The following is an 18332-nucleotide window of genomic DNA, read 5'->3' on the forward strand; positions in this document are numbered from 1 at the left end:
CTGAAAGCACAGTGATGGTGCATTCAGATCAGGGAAGTCAGTTCAGTAGCTACGACTGGCGCGACTTCCTGAAGGAGCACAATCTGGAAGCAAGTATGAGCCGGCGTGGTAACTGCCACGACAACGCCGTTGCAGAGAGCTTTTTCCAGCTATTGAAGCGGGAACGGATCAAGCGCAAGACCTACGCAACAAGGGAAGACGCCCGGCAGGATATCTTCGATTACATCGAGATGTTCTACAATCCGAAGCGCCGTCATGGAGGTAATGAGCGGCTTTCTCCAGTTGAGTACGAGAAGCGGTATTTTCAGAGGCTCAAGGGTGTCTAAAAAATCCGTGGCGATTCAGAAAGCGCTTCCAAATTGGTCGACAGGATCAACGAACTCATCGACGAATGCCTGCTCGATCCGTTCAAAGGCACGGGCAAGCCCGAGCCGCTGAAAGGCAGTTTGACCGGCCTGTGGTCCAGGCGCATCGACCGCGAACACCGCCTGGTGTACATGGCCGAAGGCGGCGCGCTATACATCGTTGGCTGCCGATACCACTACTGAAAAATTGCGGGCGTGGTAGAGTTTTCTCATTGCCGCAACCGCCTGCGCTCAAACAGACCGACCCCCATCCTATTGAATCGCCGCCACTTGTTCTCGAAGGCCGCCGCTTGATCGCGTCGGCCTTTGTGGTCTTGTGTCCCTTCAAAACTGCGAGTGTGAGAATTCGCGCATTTTTCATTTGGGCAAGATGTTATGCTTCTGCTTAGACCGGCCGACGGCCCACGAGGCTTGGTTTTTTAGCTAGGGAGAAAATGAAAGCAGATCGTCTCGTTGTATCCGTATTTGTATCGCTGGTTGCGGCTCTTTGCGGCGCCTTGGTCTTCGCTCAAACCTCGCCTCCTCTTGTAAAGGCGAGCAGTTCGAAGTTTCGCTGCGATAGTAGTCCATCCGGCGAATGTGCATTTCTCTTGTATTCCTCCGAGTGCAGCGAGGGGGCCATCAAGAACGGCCGTCCAGTGTGGCTTTGCAGTCACGAATTTATTACCGAATTTTCTTTAAAGGTCGGCGAGTCGAGGACCATGGATAGCCTTCCCGCCAACTTTAAGCAATGTATCGCACCACCAAACGCGAAGCCAAAGTTTCCCGACTGTACCCGTTAGCGTGCAACGGATTAAATGGGACGGCCGCAGCCGGCCAGAATCGGTTGGCCAAAAATTTTCGAAACGCCAATGAAAGGCTTGCTGTGTTGATGAAAATTCATACATAGTAAATTAATTTTTAATTAAAAATAAAACTGGGGATTTGTTATGAAAAATTACATTTTAAAAATGTTTACCGTAACTATTTTCACATTTTCCAATCCAATATTTGCTCAGGATCAAACTGTTTCAATCCAACAGAAGAACGTGGAAATTAATGCCGCATCTGGAGGGCAATTATTGCAATTTCCAGCTGCAATCTGTAATTTAAGAAATCTCGAGACGCTTAATCTGACGGGCCACAATTTCCCTGAAGTTCCAGATTGCATTTCAATGAATAGTGGTACCTTGCGCATTCTAAGACTTGGCAAAAACGGGATAGCGAAAGTTAGTCCATTATTGACGCAATTGAAGTTTTTGGAAAATCTAGATTTAAATGGGAATAAAATCACTTTAACTACATCTGATGACTGGTCGGGTCTGTATAAGGTGAGCAATATAGACCTAAGCAATAATCCCATCACGACACTTCCAGATTCACTAGGGCAGCTAAAATCCCTGGAAACTTTGTCATTGGCCAACACGCAAATCACAGCTATTCCCGATTCGTTTTCAAATCTGACTTGGTTGCGCAATGTGAACCTTTCCAATACCAAGTTGACAATTACTCCAAAAGCTTTTTCAGCTTGGGTTAATTTGGAAAAACTTAATATAACCGGCGTTAATTTTAGCGCCGCTGAGAAAAATGTGATTCTCGCCATCTTTAAAGGAAGAAATGTGGAGATTACCCCTGCACCTTAGGGAGCAGCTGATTTAATCGGTTTTTCGGTCCATTGCGTGTTGTGGGTTTTTTACTATCACGAAGTGGATTTTCAGAAAACGAATAAGTCAACGCTTCCTTTGGATGATGCATACCTAAGCTGGCCAAGAGGCAGGACCCATTGGGGCGGCTACTGCCGGCAGTAACCGGCCAGGAGCTGACGTTGCAATGCAAACAGAGATTACATGAAACCCTCTCTAGCAAGTTTTGCTCAGTATTTCCGTATCGGCTTAGAAGTCGGACTCTGTGAGCTGGAAGAAGCTAGGGAGTGGGCCATCTCGGTCATCGATCGAATGGATGAGCCGCCAGGAGAGATAATCGAAGTCTCATGGCGCAAGCCGCTGGCACACGCCATCTCTGATCTTAATGAGGTTAAGGGTGAACCCGAGATGGACCTTGTCTGCCGGTGGTTGCTAGGACGAATTTCGCTGACCTTGGACTCTACGAACGATTCCCTTGACAGAGCGCTCCGGCAAGCAATGGGAATCTCTCGTGCTGCAGGCGACTCTGACCTCTACTATATGTTCGATGTAATTGAAGACGAGCTTCATCTTGCTGAAAATCAGACGTATGGGACGGCTGCCGAATGCAGAGAGGATTTCGATAAGGCGTTGAAGGAACATGGAACGCCTCCGTTCTCGCTTCCTTAGACTTCACGACAATCCGCTTCGGTCGATTTCGGCCGGTTGTGACAGTCTGCGCACTTTTTCGCTCGACAATACGCTATTCTTGAGGCTGCAGGCCAGTTTCGGCCAGAAGCGGTCGGTCATTGCGGCAAGAGTGGCTATTTGAAACGGAACAGGGACATATGAACTTTCCACTTGATGGTCCGATTCGTAGAGTATGCTACGAGGCCGCTTGAGGATGCGTGCTTTCACCGGCGGGTTCCGCCCCATCGCGGACATAGCCAATTCATGGAAATACTCAACGTTGTAGGTAAGCGGCTCGCCGAAAGCGGGGCCGCCTGACCGCCCAGTTAGACGGCACTTTCGGACGCCCGATCTTAGCGATACTTGGCCAAGGATTTGGCATAACCGACGATGAGTTGATGGAGTGTGTCGACCCCTACGGGGCTGATTGATGAAGATTTCGCTAGCGCGACCGCCATTTCTTCTTATAGAGTACGTCCTGCTCGTTGAGCTCAAGAACGCAACGCTTCCTGAGTACATCAACGGTTGTCGCACCATACTTCTCGATTTCGTCGAGCACGGTGAAAATCTGCTTGGTCGGGAACTTAGTGTATTCGACGACAAAGGCGGCCACTGCATCATGCTCGACATTCTTAAATAAAGGAAGGTCGTGAATGAGGAATGGCAGTTCGGTAAGCGAAAGAATTGCCAAATCAAACAGTACAAGGTTGGCAAAAGCCGTGCCCGTTCCAGTATCGTTGTCAATCTCGTATTTGTAAGAATTTTGCCCCAATATCAACGTCGGCGCATTGGCACCCTGCCCATAAACGTCGATCGCCAGCTTCTCCAATTCCTGATTTATTGCGGACTCGATGTCCGTCAAGATTGCTAGTTTGACGGTTTCCAGCGACTCTTTGGCCTCGACGAAATCCTTTTGCAGTTCTTCCTTTTTTTCGAATTTCTTATTTTCCGACTTCAAGGCAGTCCATTTTTCCGACAGTTGATAGACGCGGTCCACAATGACATTGGGATTGTCGTGCCCTTTTACGCGCTCGGATACCTTGCGGTCGATATCGGCAATGGCCACGTCGAGGGAATTGAGCTGCAGTCGGAGTGTCCTTTCCGTCTGCACCAACTCCTGCTTGAGCAGTCGCGCCACGGCGCTATGAAATTCTTCAATGCGCACCAGCTTCTCCACCTGCATATCCGGGAAGTATTCCTTCAGCCCCTCCAGCTGACTGCTCTTGACGTGCTTATTCGCCTGAAGGTTCTGCTGCGTCCGAGTCAGCTGGTGGAATACCTTTGATCTTTCACGCAGTAGCAAGTCCTTATCCTGGGCAAGGTCCATGACCTCCCTATCGACAATCGCGCGCAGGTTCAAGGCGTACTGAGCCAGGTTAGTCTTAATTTCTGCCACTTCCTCGCTAATCAAATTTAAGGCAGATTCATTGGCCTCGTATTCCCTTTTCCCAATCCTCGAAAGGAACTCCATGCCTTCTGCCTTGCGCCACACGCGGCGATGCTCGTCCGCTTGCGCGAACACGGCGGAGGAGTGCTCCACTTCACTGAAGCGACCAAACAGTTTGATCAGATTGTTGATGCAATCACTCGCCGACTGGCTCGACACGGCATGCAAAGGCCGATGCACATTGGTGACGTTGTCCTTTGGCCAGACCCGGGAATAGGGGGCGACCATACTACGGAAGGAAAGACTGATTTTCGGCGTGGCGTAGGCCTGTACCAGCCACGCCGTGTACTGGGCCACCGTCAGTGGTTTTATTTGATTGTATTGACCATCGCATTCGATGACAAATTCGGAACGCTCCGTAGCTCGCTTGAAATAATGTTTCTGGCCGTCAAACTCGAACAAAAACCGATATTCGTGGTGTCCGATATTGGGGACGATGTCGTCGTTTTTATCCAATAGGTCTGCGCCGCCGAAGACAAAATCAATGACCATTAGGAGCGATGACTTGCCGATCGAATTGGCGGCAGCGGCATCACCGATCACGACGTTGAGCCCCAGATGGAATTCGACCTTGGATACACGGAAGGCATCTGATTCAATTTCACGCAGCATGGCGAACTATCCCACTCTCAAGGTCCACGTCGAGCTTTCCTAAGACATGCAAAGCATCCACCGCATAAATGAACTCATTAATATCAGGAAAATCGTCTTCCACATACTTATACAGCTGGTGGATCGTATATGGTGGCGGCAAGGCCAGCAATAGTGGCAGACGGCCAAGTATCGACTGCTGCAGCGTAATAAATTTGCTTGGGGTTATCATTGGAAAAGCTCACAATTCTGTACAAAGAATGCGGCGACCACAGCAGCGGCCTCCTCCGTCCCGTTCGGCGTCTTGGACGAGATCCAGCCCACTGTATTCTGAAAGATTTGCTGCTGCGTCAAGTTCAGACCTTTCTGCTTGGTGTAGAACAGCTTGACTTGCATCGCAATCAGGACGCCTTGTCCTGGCACTGTCTTCTCGATTTCAGCCAATTGGTTACGGACGAAAAGGTAGAAGGACGACACGTCGTTCTTAATTTTTTGCTTGGTCAAGTTGGAAATCTCGCCCACCAATTTGGTGTCGATCTCTTTGGCGACATAGTCCGCGTCCAGCACTTCTGTCGTTGCCTCCGACATCAGTGCGTCCATAATGGTCGCGATGTCAGATTCGATCTGGTATTCGTATTGGATGCGCCGTTGAGCATCCTGACCAAGCAGGCGCTCCTTGATTTTCTTCAGCGCCCGGTAGTCCTCCAGAGTCTTGTCCGTGTCGTAGAGCTTATGGCAGGTAAAGCAGAGCGGAATCAGATTGCATTCGTCGTTTAGACCTCCGCTGAGCTTCGGCTCGCCAAGCAGTATTGCCAGCTCTGCCGGGGTGGGGTTCAACGGATAGATGTGGGCAATTTCGTAATCCTTCACCCAGTTCTTAGCCTTCTTAATAAACAATGGCCGCCCACACTTTGGACAGACCTGGTTCACCTGGCTGCATAAGGCCAGCAACGTAGTCGGCTTGAACGTAGGCCGCGCTACAGACACAGAAGCTTGGCTTACCTGGCTGCTTAGAGCCAGCGTCAAACGTGGCTGTGCCACTGGCAAGAGAAGTTGTAGTTGCTCCGTTGTCATCCGCGCATGCGTCCATAGAAGGTAGGCATCTAGAATAGCATTGCTTGCAACAAAGATTGACGCGGATCATCGTAACTGCCACTGTTCATTTATACAGTATAATGACAATTAACGAATGCGAAAACAAGCGGACATACGGCTGCGCCGCTGGTTATCCAACACGATGATCGCTGAAGACGTTATGTTATGGGGCGGAAGCGGACCTTCCGTCAGCCACGCGGCGCGCGCATCCATGTGGCATCCAGCCCCGTTAGCTCGATTTGAAGTTATCGCTGACCCTCTGCAGCAACTGGAGCAGGGTCTGTTTTTCATCCTCTGAAAACCCCTCCAACGCCCGCTTGGCGGCCTGCCGGCCCTGCGTTTTCAGCGTGGACGTGACGGCCAGCCCGTCCCCGGTCAGCGTCAGCCGGGTGTTGCGCCGGTCGTCCGGATCGGCCGTGCCCTCCAGCAGGCCCCGTTCGCGCAAGCCCTTGATCAATCTCGTCAACTGCGCCCGGTCGCGGCCGGAGTGCTGCGCCAGGTCGCTCAGCGTGGCTCCCGGATTCCTGCCGAAGTAGAGCAGCACCTTGCCGTCCATGTGCGTGATGTCCCGCGCCGCCTCGCCGGTGTCTTGCAGCAGGGAGGAGCGGTACTGGTGCGTGACCCGGTGGATCAGTTCCAGCGTGTCGTGGTCGCGCTCATCAAATTGGTTGACTTTATCAATCGTTTTCTTCATTATGTTTGACATTGTCAATTAAGTGGGGAAATTATACCGTGGATAGCTATCAACCGGAAGCGAGCCGGGGCCGGCGCGTGCAGCGCCTGTCGCTGGTGCCCAAGATGCGCGCCGTCACCGTGCTCGACGTCGCATCGATCAGTCCCAACTTCGTGCGCGTGCGCTTCGGCGGCGCCGAGCTGGCCGAGTTCACCAGCCCCGGCTTCGACGACCATGTGAAGTTCATCTTTGGCGGCGAGGAGCGCATCGCCCGCAATTACACGCCGCGCGCCTACGACAACGCGGCCCGCACGGTGGACATCGAATTCGCCCTGCACGGCGCGGGCGCGGCGTCCGACTGGGCCGCGCAGGCCGCGCCGGGCCAGGAGGCCATCATCGCCGGGCCGCGCGGCGCCTTCGTGGTGCCGGTGGATTACGACTGGCACCTGCTGGTGGGCGATGAAACGGCCTTGCCGGCGATCGCCAGGCGACTGGAGGAACTGCCGGCCGGCGCGCGCGCCTTCGTCGTGGTGCAACTGGGGGACGACGCCGACCGGCGCGCCTTGTCCGGCGCCGCCGACGCGGACGTGCGCTGGCTGGCGGCGGGGCAGGACCTCAACGCGGCGGTGCGCGCGCTGGAACTGCCGGCGGGCGAGGGCTACGCCTGGTGCGCCGGGGAAGCCGCGGCCATGGCCGCGCTGCGCAAGCTGCTGATCGAGGACAAGGGCCTGGACAAGGAACGCATCCGCGCCGCCGCCTATTGGAAGCGCGGCGAGCAGGCGCACCATGAAAGATTGGTCGAATGATCCATACCTATCGGGTATCAAAAGGCTACTAAATCGGTGTTGGACGCCGTTGTCAGGTATATCTATGCTCCAAATGTCCCATCGTAAAACAACTAACCGGGCCATTAGGAGATCATCATGCAGCAAATCGACGTCCATAAACTATCGGACGGAGCGCGTTTCAACCGCTTCCACGCCGGCGTTCTGTTCTGGTGCGCCATCATCATCATCTGCGACGGCTACGACCTCGCCGTCGCCGGCATCGCGCTGCCGTCCATCATGAAGGAAATGGGCGTCACCGCCCAGAACGCCGGCTTCATGGTCAGCTCCGCGCTGTTCGGCATGATGTTCGGCGCCATTTTCCTCGGCACCGTCGCCGACAAGATCGGCCGCCGCCTGGCCATCGCCATCTGCATCGCGCTGTTCAGCGTGTTCACCGCGCTGGCGGGGCTGGCCTCCGACCCCTACACCTTCAGCGCGATGCGTTTCCTGGCCGGCCTGGGCATCGGCGGCGTGATGCCCAACGTGGTGGCGCAGATGACGGAGTTCTCGCCCAAGAAGATCCGCTCCACCATGGTCACGCTGATGTTCAGCGGCTACGCGGTGGGCGGCATGCTGGCCGCCTTGCTGGGCAAAGGCCTGATCGAGACCTACGGCTGGTCGTCCGTGTTCCTGGCGGCCGGCGTGCCGGTGCTGCTGATCCCCTTCGTCCTGAAGTCGCTGCCGGAATCGATGCCCTTCCTGATCAAGGAAAAGCGCATCGAGGAACTGAAGTCCATCCTGACGCGCATGGAGCCGTCCTACCGCGCCGGCGCGGGCGACCGCTTCACCATCCCCGCCGCCGACAGCGCGGCCGGCGCGCCGATCCGCAAGCTGTTCCAGGATGGCCGCGGCTTCAGCACCGTGATGTTCTGGATCACCTTCTTCATGTGCCTGTTCATGGTGTACGCCCTCAGTTCCTGGCTCACCAAACTGATGGCCAGCGCCGGCTACAGCCTTGGTTCGGCGCTGACCTTCGTGCTGGTGCTGAACTTCGGCGCGGTGATCGGCGCCGTCGGCGGCGGCTGGCTGGCGGACCGCTTCAACATCAAGCACGTGTTGATCGGCATGTACGCGCTGGCCGGCGTCTCGATCACGCTGCTGGGCCACAAGGTGCCCACCGAAGTGCTGTTCTTGCTGGTTGGCCTGGCCGGCGCGTCCACCATCGGCACCCAGATCGTCACTTACGCCTACGCGGGCCAGTTCTACCCGATGGCCATCCGCGCCACCGGCATCGGCTGGGCCTCCGGCGTGGGCCGCAGCGGCGCCATCCTGGCGCCCATCGTGATCGGGACGCTGGTCGGCATGCAGCTGCCGCTGGAGCAGAACTTCATGGCCATGGCCATCCCCGCCGCCATCGCGGTCATCGCCGTCTCGCTCATCAAACAGGGGCGTTTCACCTCTGCCGCCAAGGAAGCCAGCGCTCCCGGCATCGCGGACACCGTCGAAGCGGTGTGATCACGCCACGGCGCCTGAACGGATTCCGGCCGGCGCGCCACTCCTTTTCATTTCGACCGCGGCGCGGCACGGGCTGATGGCCCCGGCGCGCCCGAAAAAACAAGCCATCACCACTGGAGACATCAACAATGAAAAAAGCAACCCTTTGCGCCGCACTGGCCACCATCGGCGGCCTCGCCGCCCACCCGGCGATGGCGCAAAGCCAGGTCACCGTCTACGGCATCCTCGATAGCGGCCTGGTTTACACGAACAACAGCAACGCGGCGGGCGACTCGGTCGTGAAGGTGCCGGGCCTGACGGGCAGCGTGCCGTCGCGCCTGGGCTTCCGCGGCGCGGAGGACCTGGGCGGCGGCCTGCAGGCTGTGTTCGTGCTGGAGAGCGGCGTCAATGTCGATACCGGCACCATGGGGCAGGGCAACCGCCTGTTCGGCCGCCAGGCCTATGTGGGCCTGAAAAGCGCCTACGGCACGTTGACGCTGGGCCGCCAGATCAACATGACCTTCCTGGCGGCGGTGAAGTCCGACGTGATGGGCCCGAACCTGTTCAGCATGTCCAGCATCGACCTGTACATCCCCAACGCGCGCAGCGACAACGCCATCGGCTATCTGGGCGCCTTCAACGACTTCACGGTCGGCGCGACCTACAGCCTGGGACGGGACGCGTCCGCGGCGGGCGGCCCGGCCGCCACCGGCTGCGCCGGCGAGGTGGCGGGCGACGCCAAGGCCTGCCGCCAGGTGACGGGCTTGCTGGGCTACGACAACAAGGCCTGGGGCGTGACCGCCTCCTACGACATCCTGTACGGGAACACCGGCGCGGCGGCCGGACTGACCACCAGCGGCAGCAGCGACAAGCGCGTCACGCTGAACGGCTACACGATGCTGGGCGCGACCAAAATCGGCCTGGGCCTGATGGACCGCAAGAAGGTGGCGGCGACGCGCGCCAACGACCTGGAATCCGATATGTACTACGTCGGCGCGAGCCATCCACTGTCGCCCGCGCTGACGCTGGACGGCCAGGTGGCGCGCCACGACGTGAAGGGCAGCGCCAATGACTCCACGCTGACGGTGGTGCGCCTGACGTACAACCTGTCCAAGCGCACGGCCGTGTATTCCTCGCTGGGCCATATGCGGAACGGCGGCCTGGCGGCCATCGCGCTGGACGCCGGCGGCACCGTGGGGGCGGGGCTGAACCAGTCGGGCGTGTCGGCCGGCGTGCGCCATGCGTTCTAAGGGAGACGTGGCCATGAAAATAATAAGCAATGCCGCCGCGGTGTCGGCCATGTTGGTGGCGGCGGGTCTGGCCCATGGCGAGAACGCGTCGCGCGAGGAGGCTGTGGCGCTGGTGAAGAAGGCGGTGGCGCATGTGAAGGCCAAGGGCGTGGAACAGGCGTGCGCCGACTTCGCGGATCCGCGCTCCGGCTTTATCCAGGGCGAGCTGTATGTCTTCGTCCAGGATATGAACGTCAAAATGATCTGCCACGGCGCCAACAAGCGCCTGAACGGGAAGGACCTGTCGGAACTGAAGGACGCCAACGGCAAGGTCTTTGCCAGGGAGATGACGGAGCTGGTCCGGACCAAGGGCTCGGGCTGGGTCGACTACCAGTGGGTGAACCCCGGCAGCAAGGCGCTCGAACCCAAGACGTCCTATGTCGAGAAGGTGAACGACGCCGTGTGGCTCGGCGTGGGCATCTACCGCAAGTAGCATGGAGACGCCGACGTCGCCGGCCGGGGGCATGGCGCTTGCGCGCGCCCGGCAACTGTTCTTCGAGGAAGGCGCCGCGCCCGGCGGACTGGTGCACGACGCGGTGTGGCGCTCCTGGCAGCGCTGCGCCGCGCATGGCCACCGCAGCGGCGAGGCGATGGTCTTCAACCAGGTCCGGCGCGCCGCGCTGGACGCGCTGCTGGAGCAAAACCGGCAGCTGATCACGGCCGCCGAACCGGCCATGAGGCGGCTGGCCGCATCCATGTCCGGCACCGGCTATGGCCTGATCCTGACCGACAGCGCCGGCCTGTGCGTGGCGGCGCACGGGCCGATAGCCAGTTGCGGCAACGCATTGCGGCAGGCCCTGCGGCCCGGCGTGGACCTGTCCGAACAGGCGGTGGGCACCAACGCCATGTGCGCGGCGATGGTCGAGGCCCGCCCCATCGGCATCTTCGGGGCCGAACACTACTTCGCCCAGAATCAGGGCTTCCAATGCGTGGCCGCCCCCATCTTCAATCCGGATGGCGAACTGGCCGGCGCCATCGACATCACGCGCGACACGCCCGGCCCGCAACTGGGCGCCTTGTCGATGATGCTGGACTGCGCCGCCGCCATCGAAAGCGCGCTGCTGCTGCAACAACCGGCGCACACGGTGATCGGCCTGCACTGGCATGGCGGCGCGGCCGAACGGTTTGGCCAGGCCCTGCTGGCCTTCGGCGCCGACGGCGAGGTGCTGGCGCTGAACAGCGCCGCGCGCCGCCTGCTGGGGGTAGGGGCGGCCCGCGCCGGCCTGCGCTTTCGCGATCTGTTCCTCGGCGATTACGGCGGCCTGCTGGCGGTGCTGACGGCCGCGCATCCGGCGCAACTCACCTTGCAATCGGGCTTGCGCATTTATGCGCAGGCGCGCACACCGGCGCGCGGCGCCAGCGTGCGGGCGCCGGCGGTGGCCGCCGCTCCGGGACCGGCGCGCCAGGCCGCGTCCCCGCGGCCACCCGGCGTGGAATTCGGCGATCCCGCGGTCCGGCAGGCATTGGGGCGAGCGGTGCGCGCGGTCAACGCCGGCCTGCCGGTGATGATATTGGGCGAGACCGGCACCGGCAAGGAGGTGGCGGCGCGCGCGCTGCATGCCGCCAGCGCGTGCGCGGCGGGACCATTCGTCGCCATCAACTGCGGCGCCATTCCGCGCGAGCTGATCGAAGGTGAGCTGTTCGGCTATGCCGACGGCGCGTTCACGGGCGCCCGTCGTGGAGGCGCCAAGGGACGCCTTGAGGAGGCCAATGGCGGCACCCTGTTCCTCGATGAAATCGGCGACATGCCACTCGACCTGCAAACCAGGCTGTTGCGCGTGCTGGAAAGCCGGGAGGTGACGCGGCTGGGCGAGAGCGCGCCGCGCAAACTGGCCATCCAGCTGCTCAGCGCCACCCACCAGGACTTGGAGGCGCTGGTGGGCGCGCAGCGCTTCCGGGGCGACCTGTATTACCGTCTGAGCGGCATGGCGCTAACCCTGCCGCCGCTGCGCGAACGCGGCGACCTGGGCGCGTTGATCGACACTATCCTGGAGGCCGAGGGCATCGACGCCGCGCGCCTGGGCGTGGATGCCCGCTCGGCGCTTGAAAGGCATGCCTGGCCGGGCAATGCGCGTGAACTGCGCACCGCGCTGCGTTTCGCCCGCGCGATGTCCGACGAGGGCGAACCCATACTGAGGGAACATCTGCCCGCCACGGTGGTGGCCGCCCTTGCCGCGCCGGCGCCGGCCGCCTCGGCGATCCCGGAGACCCCGGAGACCCCGGAGACCCCGGAGACCCCGGAGACCCCGGAACTCCAGCCGCCCCGGGACCCGGTGGTCAAGCCGCTGAAGGAACTGGAACGCGACTCCATCGCGGACGCGCTGGCCGGCGCCGGAGGCAATATCACCGCCGCGGCCCGGCGGCTGGGCATCAGCCGCGCGACGCTGCACCGGCGGCTGCAACGGGTGGCGCAGCCGCCGCCGTCCGGCGCCGCCTCGGCGGGTGCTGGCTGAGCGGCGCCGGCGCGCATCCTCAGCCCCCGGCGCAGTCGAAGCTCCGGCCCTGCGCCTCGTCGACGGTGCGCTTCGCCTCCTCAGGCAGCAGCATGCCGTCTTTCACGTTGGCCTCGGCCAGCGCGCGCACCTTGGCCACGTAGGCTTGCTTGCCGCCGTAGCGCCTGCACATTTCGGCCGGCGTGTAGTCGAGATGGTAGCCGGCCAGCGCGCAGAACCCGCCGCCCGCGTTGACCCCGTAGTTGACCGCGACCGGCGCGTCGTATGCCGCGGTGCGCACGCCGCCCTGGACACGGCCCTCGGCGTCGCGCAGCATCCGGCCCGGGCCGGCCATGGCGATCCGCGCGGCGCCCGCCGGCGCCGGACCGCCGCCGATCCACGCGTCGAGTCCCTTCAATCCGGCCTTCAGGATGTCGGCGTTGGGCACCCGGCTCCAGATGGGCGTGACGGCGCAGTTGCCGCCGTTCACGGCGTCGCTCAGGCTGAGCGCGGCGCCGTTGGGCGCGCGCAGGGCGCCGTCGCGCAGGATCACGGGATCCAGATAGTCCGCCACTTCGGCCAGGGAGACATGCGCCGCGCCGGCGATCTCCCACCAGCGGGTGTCGGCCGTGTCGGCCGGCGGCGGGCCGGCGAACAGGTTCATGAACTCGGTGCCGATGCCGACCACCTTGACGCCGGTGTCCTTGCGCATCGGGCCGCCACGGTCGTACAGGAAGAAGCCGTCGTATACGCGGTGCAGCGGCTGGATGCTGTTGTGGTACGTGGTGAGCCTGGCGGTCGACTGCGACTCGCCGGCCGCGATGATCCTCTTCACCGTCAAGCCGCCCATCAGCGGGGAGGTGCCCTTGGCGATCGCCGCGCCCACTTGCGAATACACGTCCCAGCCCAGCACGTCGCCGCCGACCGCCGGGAAGGCCGCCGGATCGATCTCGGCGCCGCTGGCCGGATCGAGATTGGAGGCCGCCACGCTGAGCGTGCCATAGCGCTGCGGATTCCAGCGCGCCAACGCCTCCACGCCCGCGCGCTGCGCGCTCACGCCGACCCACGCGTAGCCTTCGCGCAGCAGCAGCTCGCGGGTGGCTGCGAAGATGAAGTCGATATCCTGGCCGGTGGTGACGTTCAGCCATTCGACCACGACGGTGCCGTTGAAGCGCGCCGGATCGGCGGGGCGCCGCACCAGCACCCGCGTGGCGTAGGGGTGGCCGGCATCGATCAATTGCGCGTTGCCCATGGCGTCGGGCATGCGGTAGCGGTTGGCCCGGCCCCGGACTTGGAACTCCTGCTCGACGTAGCCGTACGTTTGCAGGGGCAGCGGCGTGGCGTTCAGCGGCGCGCCCGCCGCCACGATTGCTTCGACCGCGGGCAGCGGAACCGCGCTTCCGTTGTTTCCGCCGCAGGCGGCGAGGCACGCGGCGGCGAGCAGGCAGGCCGCGTGGCGCAGTGCCCCCCCGGTTTCCGCCGGCATGTTGGGATGGTGTTTTTTCATGGGGTCTTCGATTCGATGGTTGGTCCGGCATCGGCCGCGCGGCCTTGCGCCGGCGGCCGGAACGTGCGTTGGCGCCGCTTAGTACACCTTCACCACGCGCAGGTTGAGGCGGGAGGATTCACGCGCCCCGTTCTCGGTCTTGCCGGCCTTGCCGGCCTGCGCCATCAATTGCAGCGACGGCGTGACGAAGGTGGCGAAGCCGAGCTGCCAGCGACCGTTGTTCATCCTGTCGCGCTGGTCGGCTCCGTTGAGGGAGGTGGCGCCGCCGAAGTCGTGGTAATAGGACAGCGCCACCGAGCTCGCGGCCGAGAGCATGTAGCGCAGGTGCGTCTGCACGCCGTAGCTGGCGCGCTGTTCCTTGCGCAGGCCGAGGAAATCGTCGTTGTCGCCGTAGACGGCGGTTTCCGCCAGCAGGTCCAGCATCACGTCCTTCCCCAGCGCGGTCACATAACCGGCCTGGAAGATGCCTTTCCAGCGGTTTTCTCCGACGTTGACCGGTCCCCTGGCGCCGTCGTAGGCGCCGACCGGCAGCGAGACGAAGGCGGTCAGGCCCAGCCACTGCTTTTGCTCCGGCCGGTTCACCACCCACAGCGTGCCGCCCACCAGCGGATCGCCGACGCCGGTGGCGTTCACCGGTTTCAGCGGTCCGAACGGCGTTTTCAGCGCCACCTTGCCGAAGGGGATGATGAATTGCGGGTCGATCACATAGTCGCCCAGCCTGGCGTAGTGGACGAAACGGGCCAGGCCGATGTCGGTGCTCAGGCTGAACGGGCCGGGCAGGCGGCTGCCGGCGGCGTGGTAGGCGTCGCGCTCCGCGTGCTGGTAGTACAGGATGCCGAGCTGCAGCCCGGGCGGCAGCGCGGCGTAGTCGCCCGGATCGGTGGCGATTTCGGCCGCGCCGCCCAGCGGGGCCAGGCCGGCCAGCGTCAGCGCGGCCAGCAGGCGTGGCAGGGAAGCGGGGCGTGTTGCGTGTTGCATGTGGTCTCCTTGGTTTTTTTGTGGTTTAGAACGGGTAGGCGATGGGCTGGTCCAGCACGCTGATCCACTGGCTTTGCGTGAACTCGTGCGCATTGGCCGGGCCGCCGAAACGGCCGCCATTGCCGGACGCGCCCATGCCGCCGAACGGCACCTGGAATTCGTTGTTCACGGTCTGGTCGTTGATGTGCACCATGCCGCTGCGCAGGCGTTGCGCCAGCGCGCCGGCGCGCGCCACGGAGCGGCTGTGGATGGCGGCGGCCAGGCCGTAGGCGGAACTGTTGGCCAGCGCGACCGCCTCGTCGTCGTCGCCGAACACGGTGATGGGCGCGACCGGTCCGAAGATCTCTTCGGAGAAGGCCGGCATGGCGGACGTGACGCCGGCCAGCACGGTGGGGCGGTAGAACAGCCCCTCGTGGGTACCGCCGCTGAGCAGCGTGGCGCCGGCCCGCACGCTGTCCTGCACGATGCGGTGGATGCGTTCGCACTGCCTGCCGTTGATCAGCGGCCCCAGATGCACCGGTCCCGCGTGCGGGTCGCCCACCACCAGCCGGGCGGCGCGCTCGGCCAGCTTTTCCGCGTAACGCTCCGCCACCGAGCGGTGCACCAGGTGGCGCCCGGCCTGCATGCAGATCTGGCCCTGGTGCAGGAAGGCGCCCCAGGCGCCGCTGGAACTGGCGGCGTCGATGTCGGCGTCGTCCAGCACGATGATGGCGTTGTTGCCGCCCAGTTCCAGCGCCACCTTCTTCAGCATCTGGCCGCAGATCTGGCCGATGGCGCGGCCCACGGCGGTCGACCCGGTGAAGGAAATCATGCCGCTGTCCGGGTGGCGCACCAGCGCGTCGCCCGTTTCGGCACCGCCCGGCAGCACGTGCAGCACGCCCGGCGGCAGGCCGGCGTCCTCGAACAGCTGCGCCAGCAGCAGGCCGCCGCAGACCGCGCTTTGCTGGTCCGGCTTGAGCACCACCGCGTTGCCCAGGGCCAGCGCGGGCGCCACGGAGCGCAGCGCCAGCAGCAGCGGGAAGTTCCACGGCGCGATCACGCCGACCACGCCGATCGGCACCTGGCGCCACTGGTTGCGGCGGCCCGGCATCGCCGACGGGAACAGCAGGCCGTCCGGCTGCATCGGCAGGGCGGCCGCCATGTCCAGCTGTTCGCAGCTGGCGTCGAGTTCGAATTCCGCCTTGGCCGGGATGGAGCCGCATTCGCGGATGTTCCAGTAGTTGAATTCGGCCGCGCGTTCGCGCAGCAGGCGGGCCGCCTCGCGCATGATGGCGGCGCGCCGGTTGAACGGCATGGCGGCCCATGCCGGCTGGGCGGCGGCGGCGCTGGCGACCGCGCGCGCCACATCCTCCGTCGAGCCGACGCCGGCCCGGGCCAGCACCTGGCCGGTGGCCGGCTCCAGCACCGGCGCCGTGCCGCCGCCGGGTTCGCGCCAGCCGTCGGAATACAGTTTGCCGTCCCAGGCGTGGGCGGCGGTGTTGTCTTTTACGATTGCGTTCATGGTTCGGTGCTCCAGGATTAAGCCTGTTTGAGGATCTCGGCCATGCGCTCGCCGATGATCATGCAGGGCGCCATGGTGTTGCCGGTGGTGACGCGCGGCATGATGGAACCGTCGGCCACGCGCAAGCCCTCGATGCCGCGCACGCGCAGCTTGCTGTCGACCACGGCCATCGTTCCGCGTCCCATCTTGCAGGTGCCGGTCTCGTGCCAATAGGTGACGGCCGCGTTGCGGACGAAGTTTTCCATCTCCTTGCCCTTCAGCGGACCTGGCATCACTTCGCGCTTGGCGTACTGGCGCATCTCGGGCGCGTTGCCGATCTCGCGGCACAGCTCCACGGCGCGCACCAGCGCCTTCATGTCGGCCGGGTCGCTGAGGAAGTTGGCGTGGATTTTCAGGCGCGCGCGGGGATCGGCCGACTGCAACTCGACATGGCCGCGGCTGGCCGGGCGCACCAGCCCCGGCGCGATCGACCACGCATGTTGCGGCAGCGCGTACTGCTTGGCGTTGACGTCGCTGGCGTAGGGAATCTCGATCTGGAAGGGCTGCAGGTCCGGCGTGTCGAGCCGGCTGTCGCTCTTCCAGAAAAAGGTGCACTCGGCCAGGTTGTTGCGCGGCGCCTCCGGCGTGTTGTATTCCCAGATGCAGCCGCCGAGCAGGATGTGGTCCATGAAGTTGCGGCCCACGCCCGGCAGGTGGTGCTGCGGCGTCACGCCGGCCCGTTTTAGCTGCGCCGCGTCGCCTATGCCGGACAGCATCAGCAGCTTGGGCGAATTGAGCGCGCCGGCCGACAGCACGATCTCCTTGGCCGCCGCCACCTTGCGCGGCTTGCCTTGCCAGACGAATTCGATGCCGGTGGCGCGCTTGCCTTTCAGCGTCACTTTCTGGACTTCCGCCCCGGTCAGCACGGTAAGGTTGGGGCGGTGCATGGCGGGGTGCAGGTAGTGCGCGGCCATGTTCATGCGCCGCCCGTCCTTGATGGTGGTGTTGGCGATGGCGCAGCCGCCCGCGCCCTCCATCATGGCGCCGTTATGGTCGGCGTAGGTCGGAATGCCGACGCCGGCGGCGGCCCGCACCATGGCCGGCGCGATCGGATTGGGATCGCGCGCGGGCTGCACCCAGACGTTGCCGCCCGTGCCGCGATAGGCCGGATCGGGCGCGCCCTGCCAGTTCTCGATGCGCTTGTAAATCGCCAGCACGTGGTCGTAGTTCCAGGCCGGGTCGCCCGCCTCGGCGGCCCAGTGGTCGTAGTCGTTCTTGTGGCCGCGCGCGTAGGCCATCACGTTGATGCTGCTGCCGCCGCCCAGCGCCTTGCCCATGGCCAGCTTCAGCGTGCGGCCGTTGAGGTGGCGTTGCGGCGCGGTCTGGTCGCCCCATTCGCGCTCCGTGCCCAGGTTGGTGTACCAGACGCCGGGGTCCAGGATGCTGGGCGCCTGGTCGTCGCCGCCCGCCTCCAGCAGCAGCACCTTGACGTCCGGGTTTTCGGACAGGCGGCTGGCCACCACGCAGCCGGACGAGCCGGCGCCGACAATGACGTAATCGTATTGCGCCAGCAGGTCCTGCGCGCGGGCGGCCTGGTTGGCGGCGACCGCGCCGGCCTGTTGCGCGATGGCGGCGGCCGAACCGGCCGACAGGCCGAGCGCGGTGGCGAATTTCATGAAGGCGCGGCGGTCCAGACGGCCGCGCATCAGTTCCTGTTCCAGTTGGTTCACGCGGTCGCCGCGTGCCAGGGCGTCCGCGTCTTGCGGTGCTGATTTCATGTCGTCTCCGTTTTTGTGGTTGGTCGTGCTACTACCGGCATTCTGCAAAAGGCATGCCAGAGGAAAAACACGGTTCCATCGTTGAAAAAGGGAGATTCGCGGGCGTGGCGTGTCGCGTTGTGCGACGGGACGGCCGTTCGGCCAT

The 18332-nt window shown here is 62.8% G+C and carries 17 protein-coding genes; 9 read left to right on the forward strand and 8 right to left on the reverse strand.

Going from position 1 to position 18332, the window contains the following annotated elements; genetic code table 11:
* From BM436_RS22495 to BM436_RS36410, 4 genes are all read left to right on the forward strand, one after another.
* A partial coding sequence (locus BM436_RS22495; RefSeq protein ID WP_143133278.1) for an IS3 family transposase occupies nt 1-326 on the forward strand: 326 nt, incomplete at its 5' end.
* A gap of 33 nt (nt 327-359) precedes the next feature.
* On the forward strand, nt 360-548 hold the full coding sequence (locus BM436_RS22500) for a Txe/YoeB family addiction module toxin (protein ID WP_093557780.1): 189 nt from the start codon (nt 360-362) through the stop codon (nt 546-548).
* Between the two features lie 746 nt (nt 549-1294).
* On the forward strand, nt 1295-1987 hold the full coding sequence (locus tag BM436_RS22505) for a leucine-rich repeat domain-containing protein (protein ID WP_093557781.1): 693 nt from the start codon (nt 1295-1297) through the stop codon (nt 1985-1987).
* 204 nt (nt 1988-2191) lie between these two features.
* A complete protein-coding gene (locus BM436_RS36410) occupies nt 2192-2656 on the forward strand; it encodes a hypothetical protein (protein ID WP_143133279.1) in 465 nt (154 codons plus the stop codon).
* Nucleotides 2657-3098: 442 nt separating this feature from the next.
* Here BM436_RS36410 and BM436_RS22510 read toward each other — a convergent pair whose 3' ends face one another.
* From BM436_RS22510 to BM436_RS22520, 4 genes are all read right to left on the reverse strand, one after another.
* On the reverse strand, nt 3099-4715 hold the full coding sequence (locus BM436_RS22510) for a DUF2326 domain-containing protein (RefSeq protein WP_093557782.1): 1617 nt from the start codon (nt 4713-4715) through the stop codon (nt 3099-3101).
* Entirely contained in the window at nt 4705-4926 is a 222-nt protein-coding gene (locus tag BM436_RS36415) for an ABC-three component system middle component 7 (protein WP_143133280.1), read from the reverse strand. Before BM436_RS36415 ends, BM436_RS22510 begins: the two co-directional genes overlap by 11 nt.
* The gene (locus tag BM436_RS22515; RefSeq protein WP_143133281.1) at nt 4923-5564 is read right to left on the reverse strand and encodes an ABC-three component system protein; all 642 of its coding nucleotides are present in this window, start codon (nt 5562-5564) and stop codon (nt 4923-4925) included. The genes BM436_RS36415 and BM436_RS22515 overlap by 4 nt, the downstream gene beginning before the upstream one ends.
* Nucleotides 5565-6018: 454 nt before the next feature.
* Nucleotides 6019-6483: a MarR family winged helix-turn-helix transcriptional regulator gene (locus tag BM436_RS22520; RefSeq protein WP_093557784.1), complete on the reverse strand. Its 465-nt coding sequence runs from the start codon at nt 6481-6483 to the stop codon at nt 6019-6021.
* 38 nt (nt 6484-6521) lie between these two features.
* Between BM436_RS22520 and BM436_RS22525 the strand changes: the two genes are divergently transcribed.
* The 5 genes from BM436_RS22525 to BM436_RS38535 all read left to right on the forward strand — a co-directional run bounded on the left by BM436_RS22525 (nt 6522) and on the right by BM436_RS38535 (nt 12465).
* Entirely contained in the window at nt 6522-7268 is a 747-nt protein-coding gene (locus tag BM436_RS22525) for a siderophore-interacting protein (protein WP_307666150.1), read from the forward strand.
* A gap of 117 nt (nt 7269-7385) precedes the next feature.
* Entirely contained in the window at nt 7386-8744 is a 1359-nt protein-coding gene (locus BM436_RS22530; RefSeq protein ID WP_093557785.1) for an MFS transporter, read from the forward strand.
* Nucleotides 8745-8872: 128 nt separating this feature from the next.
* Nucleotides 8873-9973, forward strand: coding sequence for a porin (locus BM436_RS22535; RefSeq protein ID WP_093557786.1), 1101 nt, complete (start codon nt 8873-8875; stop codon nt 9971-9973).
* A 13-nt stretch (nt 9974-9986) separates the two neighbouring features.
* Complete coding sequence (locus BM436_RS22540) at nt 9987-10445, forward strand: cache domain-containing protein (RefSeq protein WP_177307429.1); 459 nt, start codon at nt 9987-9989, stop codon at nt 10443-10445.
* 1 nt (nt 10446) lies between these two features.
* Complete coding sequence (locus BM436_RS38535) at nt 10447-12465, forward strand: sigma-54-dependent Fis family transcriptional regulator (protein ID WP_093557788.1); 2019 nt, start codon at nt 10447-10449, stop codon at nt 12463-12465.
* 19 nt (nt 12466-12484) lie between these two features.
* On the opposite strand, the gene BM436_RS22550 is transcribed toward BM436_RS38535, so the two are convergent.
* The 4 genes from BM436_RS22550 to BM436_RS22565 form a co-directional block, all read right to left on the reverse strand.
* The gene (locus BM436_RS22550) at nt 12485-13951 is read right to left on the reverse strand and encodes an alpha/beta hydrolase domain-containing protein (protein WP_093557789.1); all 1467 of its coding nucleotides are present in this window, start codon (nt 13949-13951) and stop codon (nt 12485-12487) included.
* A 78-nt stretch (nt 13952-14029) separates the two neighbouring features.
* Nucleotides 14030-14929, reverse strand: coding sequence for a transporter (locus BM436_RS22555; protein ID WP_093557790.1), 900 nt, complete (start codon nt 14927-14929; stop codon nt 14030-14032).
* A 25-nt stretch (nt 14930-14954) separates the two neighbouring features.
* Entirely contained in the window at nt 14955-16430 is a 1476-nt protein-coding gene (locus tag BM436_RS22560; RefSeq protein ID WP_093557791.1) for a benzaldehyde dehydrogenase, read from the reverse strand.
* 17 nt (nt 16431-16447) lie between these two features.
* Nucleotides 16448-18187: a GMC family oxidoreductase gene (locus BM436_RS22565; protein WP_093557792.1), complete on the reverse strand. Its 1740-nt coding sequence runs from the start codon at nt 18185-18187 to the stop codon at nt 16448-16450.
* Between the last annotated feature and the right edge of the window lie 145 nt (nt 18188-18332).

Source organism: Pseudoduganella namucuonensis, assembly GCF_900116645.1.
GTDB classification, from domain to species: Bacteria; Pseudomonadota; Gammaproteobacteria; order Burkholderiales; family Burkholderiaceae_D; genus Rugamonas; species Rugamonas namucuonensis.

Excerpts from the sequence above, each read along its gene's own strand:
- BM436_RS22565 (WP_093557792.1), bottom strand. The coding sequence starts at position 18,187 with ATGAAATCAGCACCGCAAGACGCGGACGCCCTGGCACGCGGCGACCGC.
- BM436_RS36410 (WP_143133279.1), top strand. The coding sequence starts at position 2,192 with ATGAAACCCTCTCTAGCAAGTTTTGCTCAGTATTTCCGTATCGGCTTA.
- BM436_RS22530 (WP_093557785.1), top strand. The coding sequence starts at position 7,386 with ATGCAGCAAATCGACGTCCATAAACTATCGGACGGAGCGCGTTTCAAC.
- BM436_RS22520 (WP_093557784.1), bottom strand. The coding sequence starts at position 6,483 with ATGAAGAAAACGATTGATAAAGTCAACCAATTTGATGAGCGCGACCAC.
- BM436_RS22510 (WP_093557782.1), bottom strand. The coding sequence starts at position 4,715 with ATGCTGCGTGAAATTGAATCAGATGCCTTCCGTGTATCCAAGGTCGAA.
- BM436_RS38535 (WP_093557788.1), top strand. The coding sequence starts at position 10,447 with ATGGAGACGCCGACGTCGCCGGCCGGGGGCATGGCGCTTGCGCGCGCC.
- BM436_RS22540 (WP_177307429.1), top strand. The coding sequence starts at position 9,987 with ATGAAAATAATAAGCAATGCCGCCGCGGTGTCGGCCATGTTGGTGGCG.
- BM436_RS36415 (WP_143133280.1), bottom strand. The coding sequence starts at position 4,926 with ATGATAACCCCAAGCAAATTTATTACGCTGCAGCAGTCGATACTTGGC.
- BM436_RS22560 (WP_093557791.1), bottom strand. The coding sequence starts at position 16,430 with ATGAACGCAATCGTAAAAGACAACACCGCCGCCCACGCCTGGGACGGC.
- BM436_RS22555 (WP_093557790.1), bottom strand. The coding sequence starts at position 14,929 with ATGCAACACGCAACACGCCCCGCTTCCCTGCCACGCCTGCTGGCCGCG.
- BM436_RS22505 (WP_093557781.1), top strand. The coding sequence starts at position 1,295 with ATGAAAAATTACATTTTAAAAATGTTTACCGTAACTATTTTCACATTT.
- BM436_RS22535 (WP_093557786.1), top strand. The coding sequence starts at position 8,873 with ATGAAAAAAGCAACCCTTTGCGCCGCACTGGCCACCATCGGCGGCCTC.
- BM436_RS22550 (WP_093557789.1), bottom strand. The coding sequence starts at position 13,951 with ATGAAAAAACACCATCCCAACATGCCGGCGGAAACCGGGGGGGCACTG.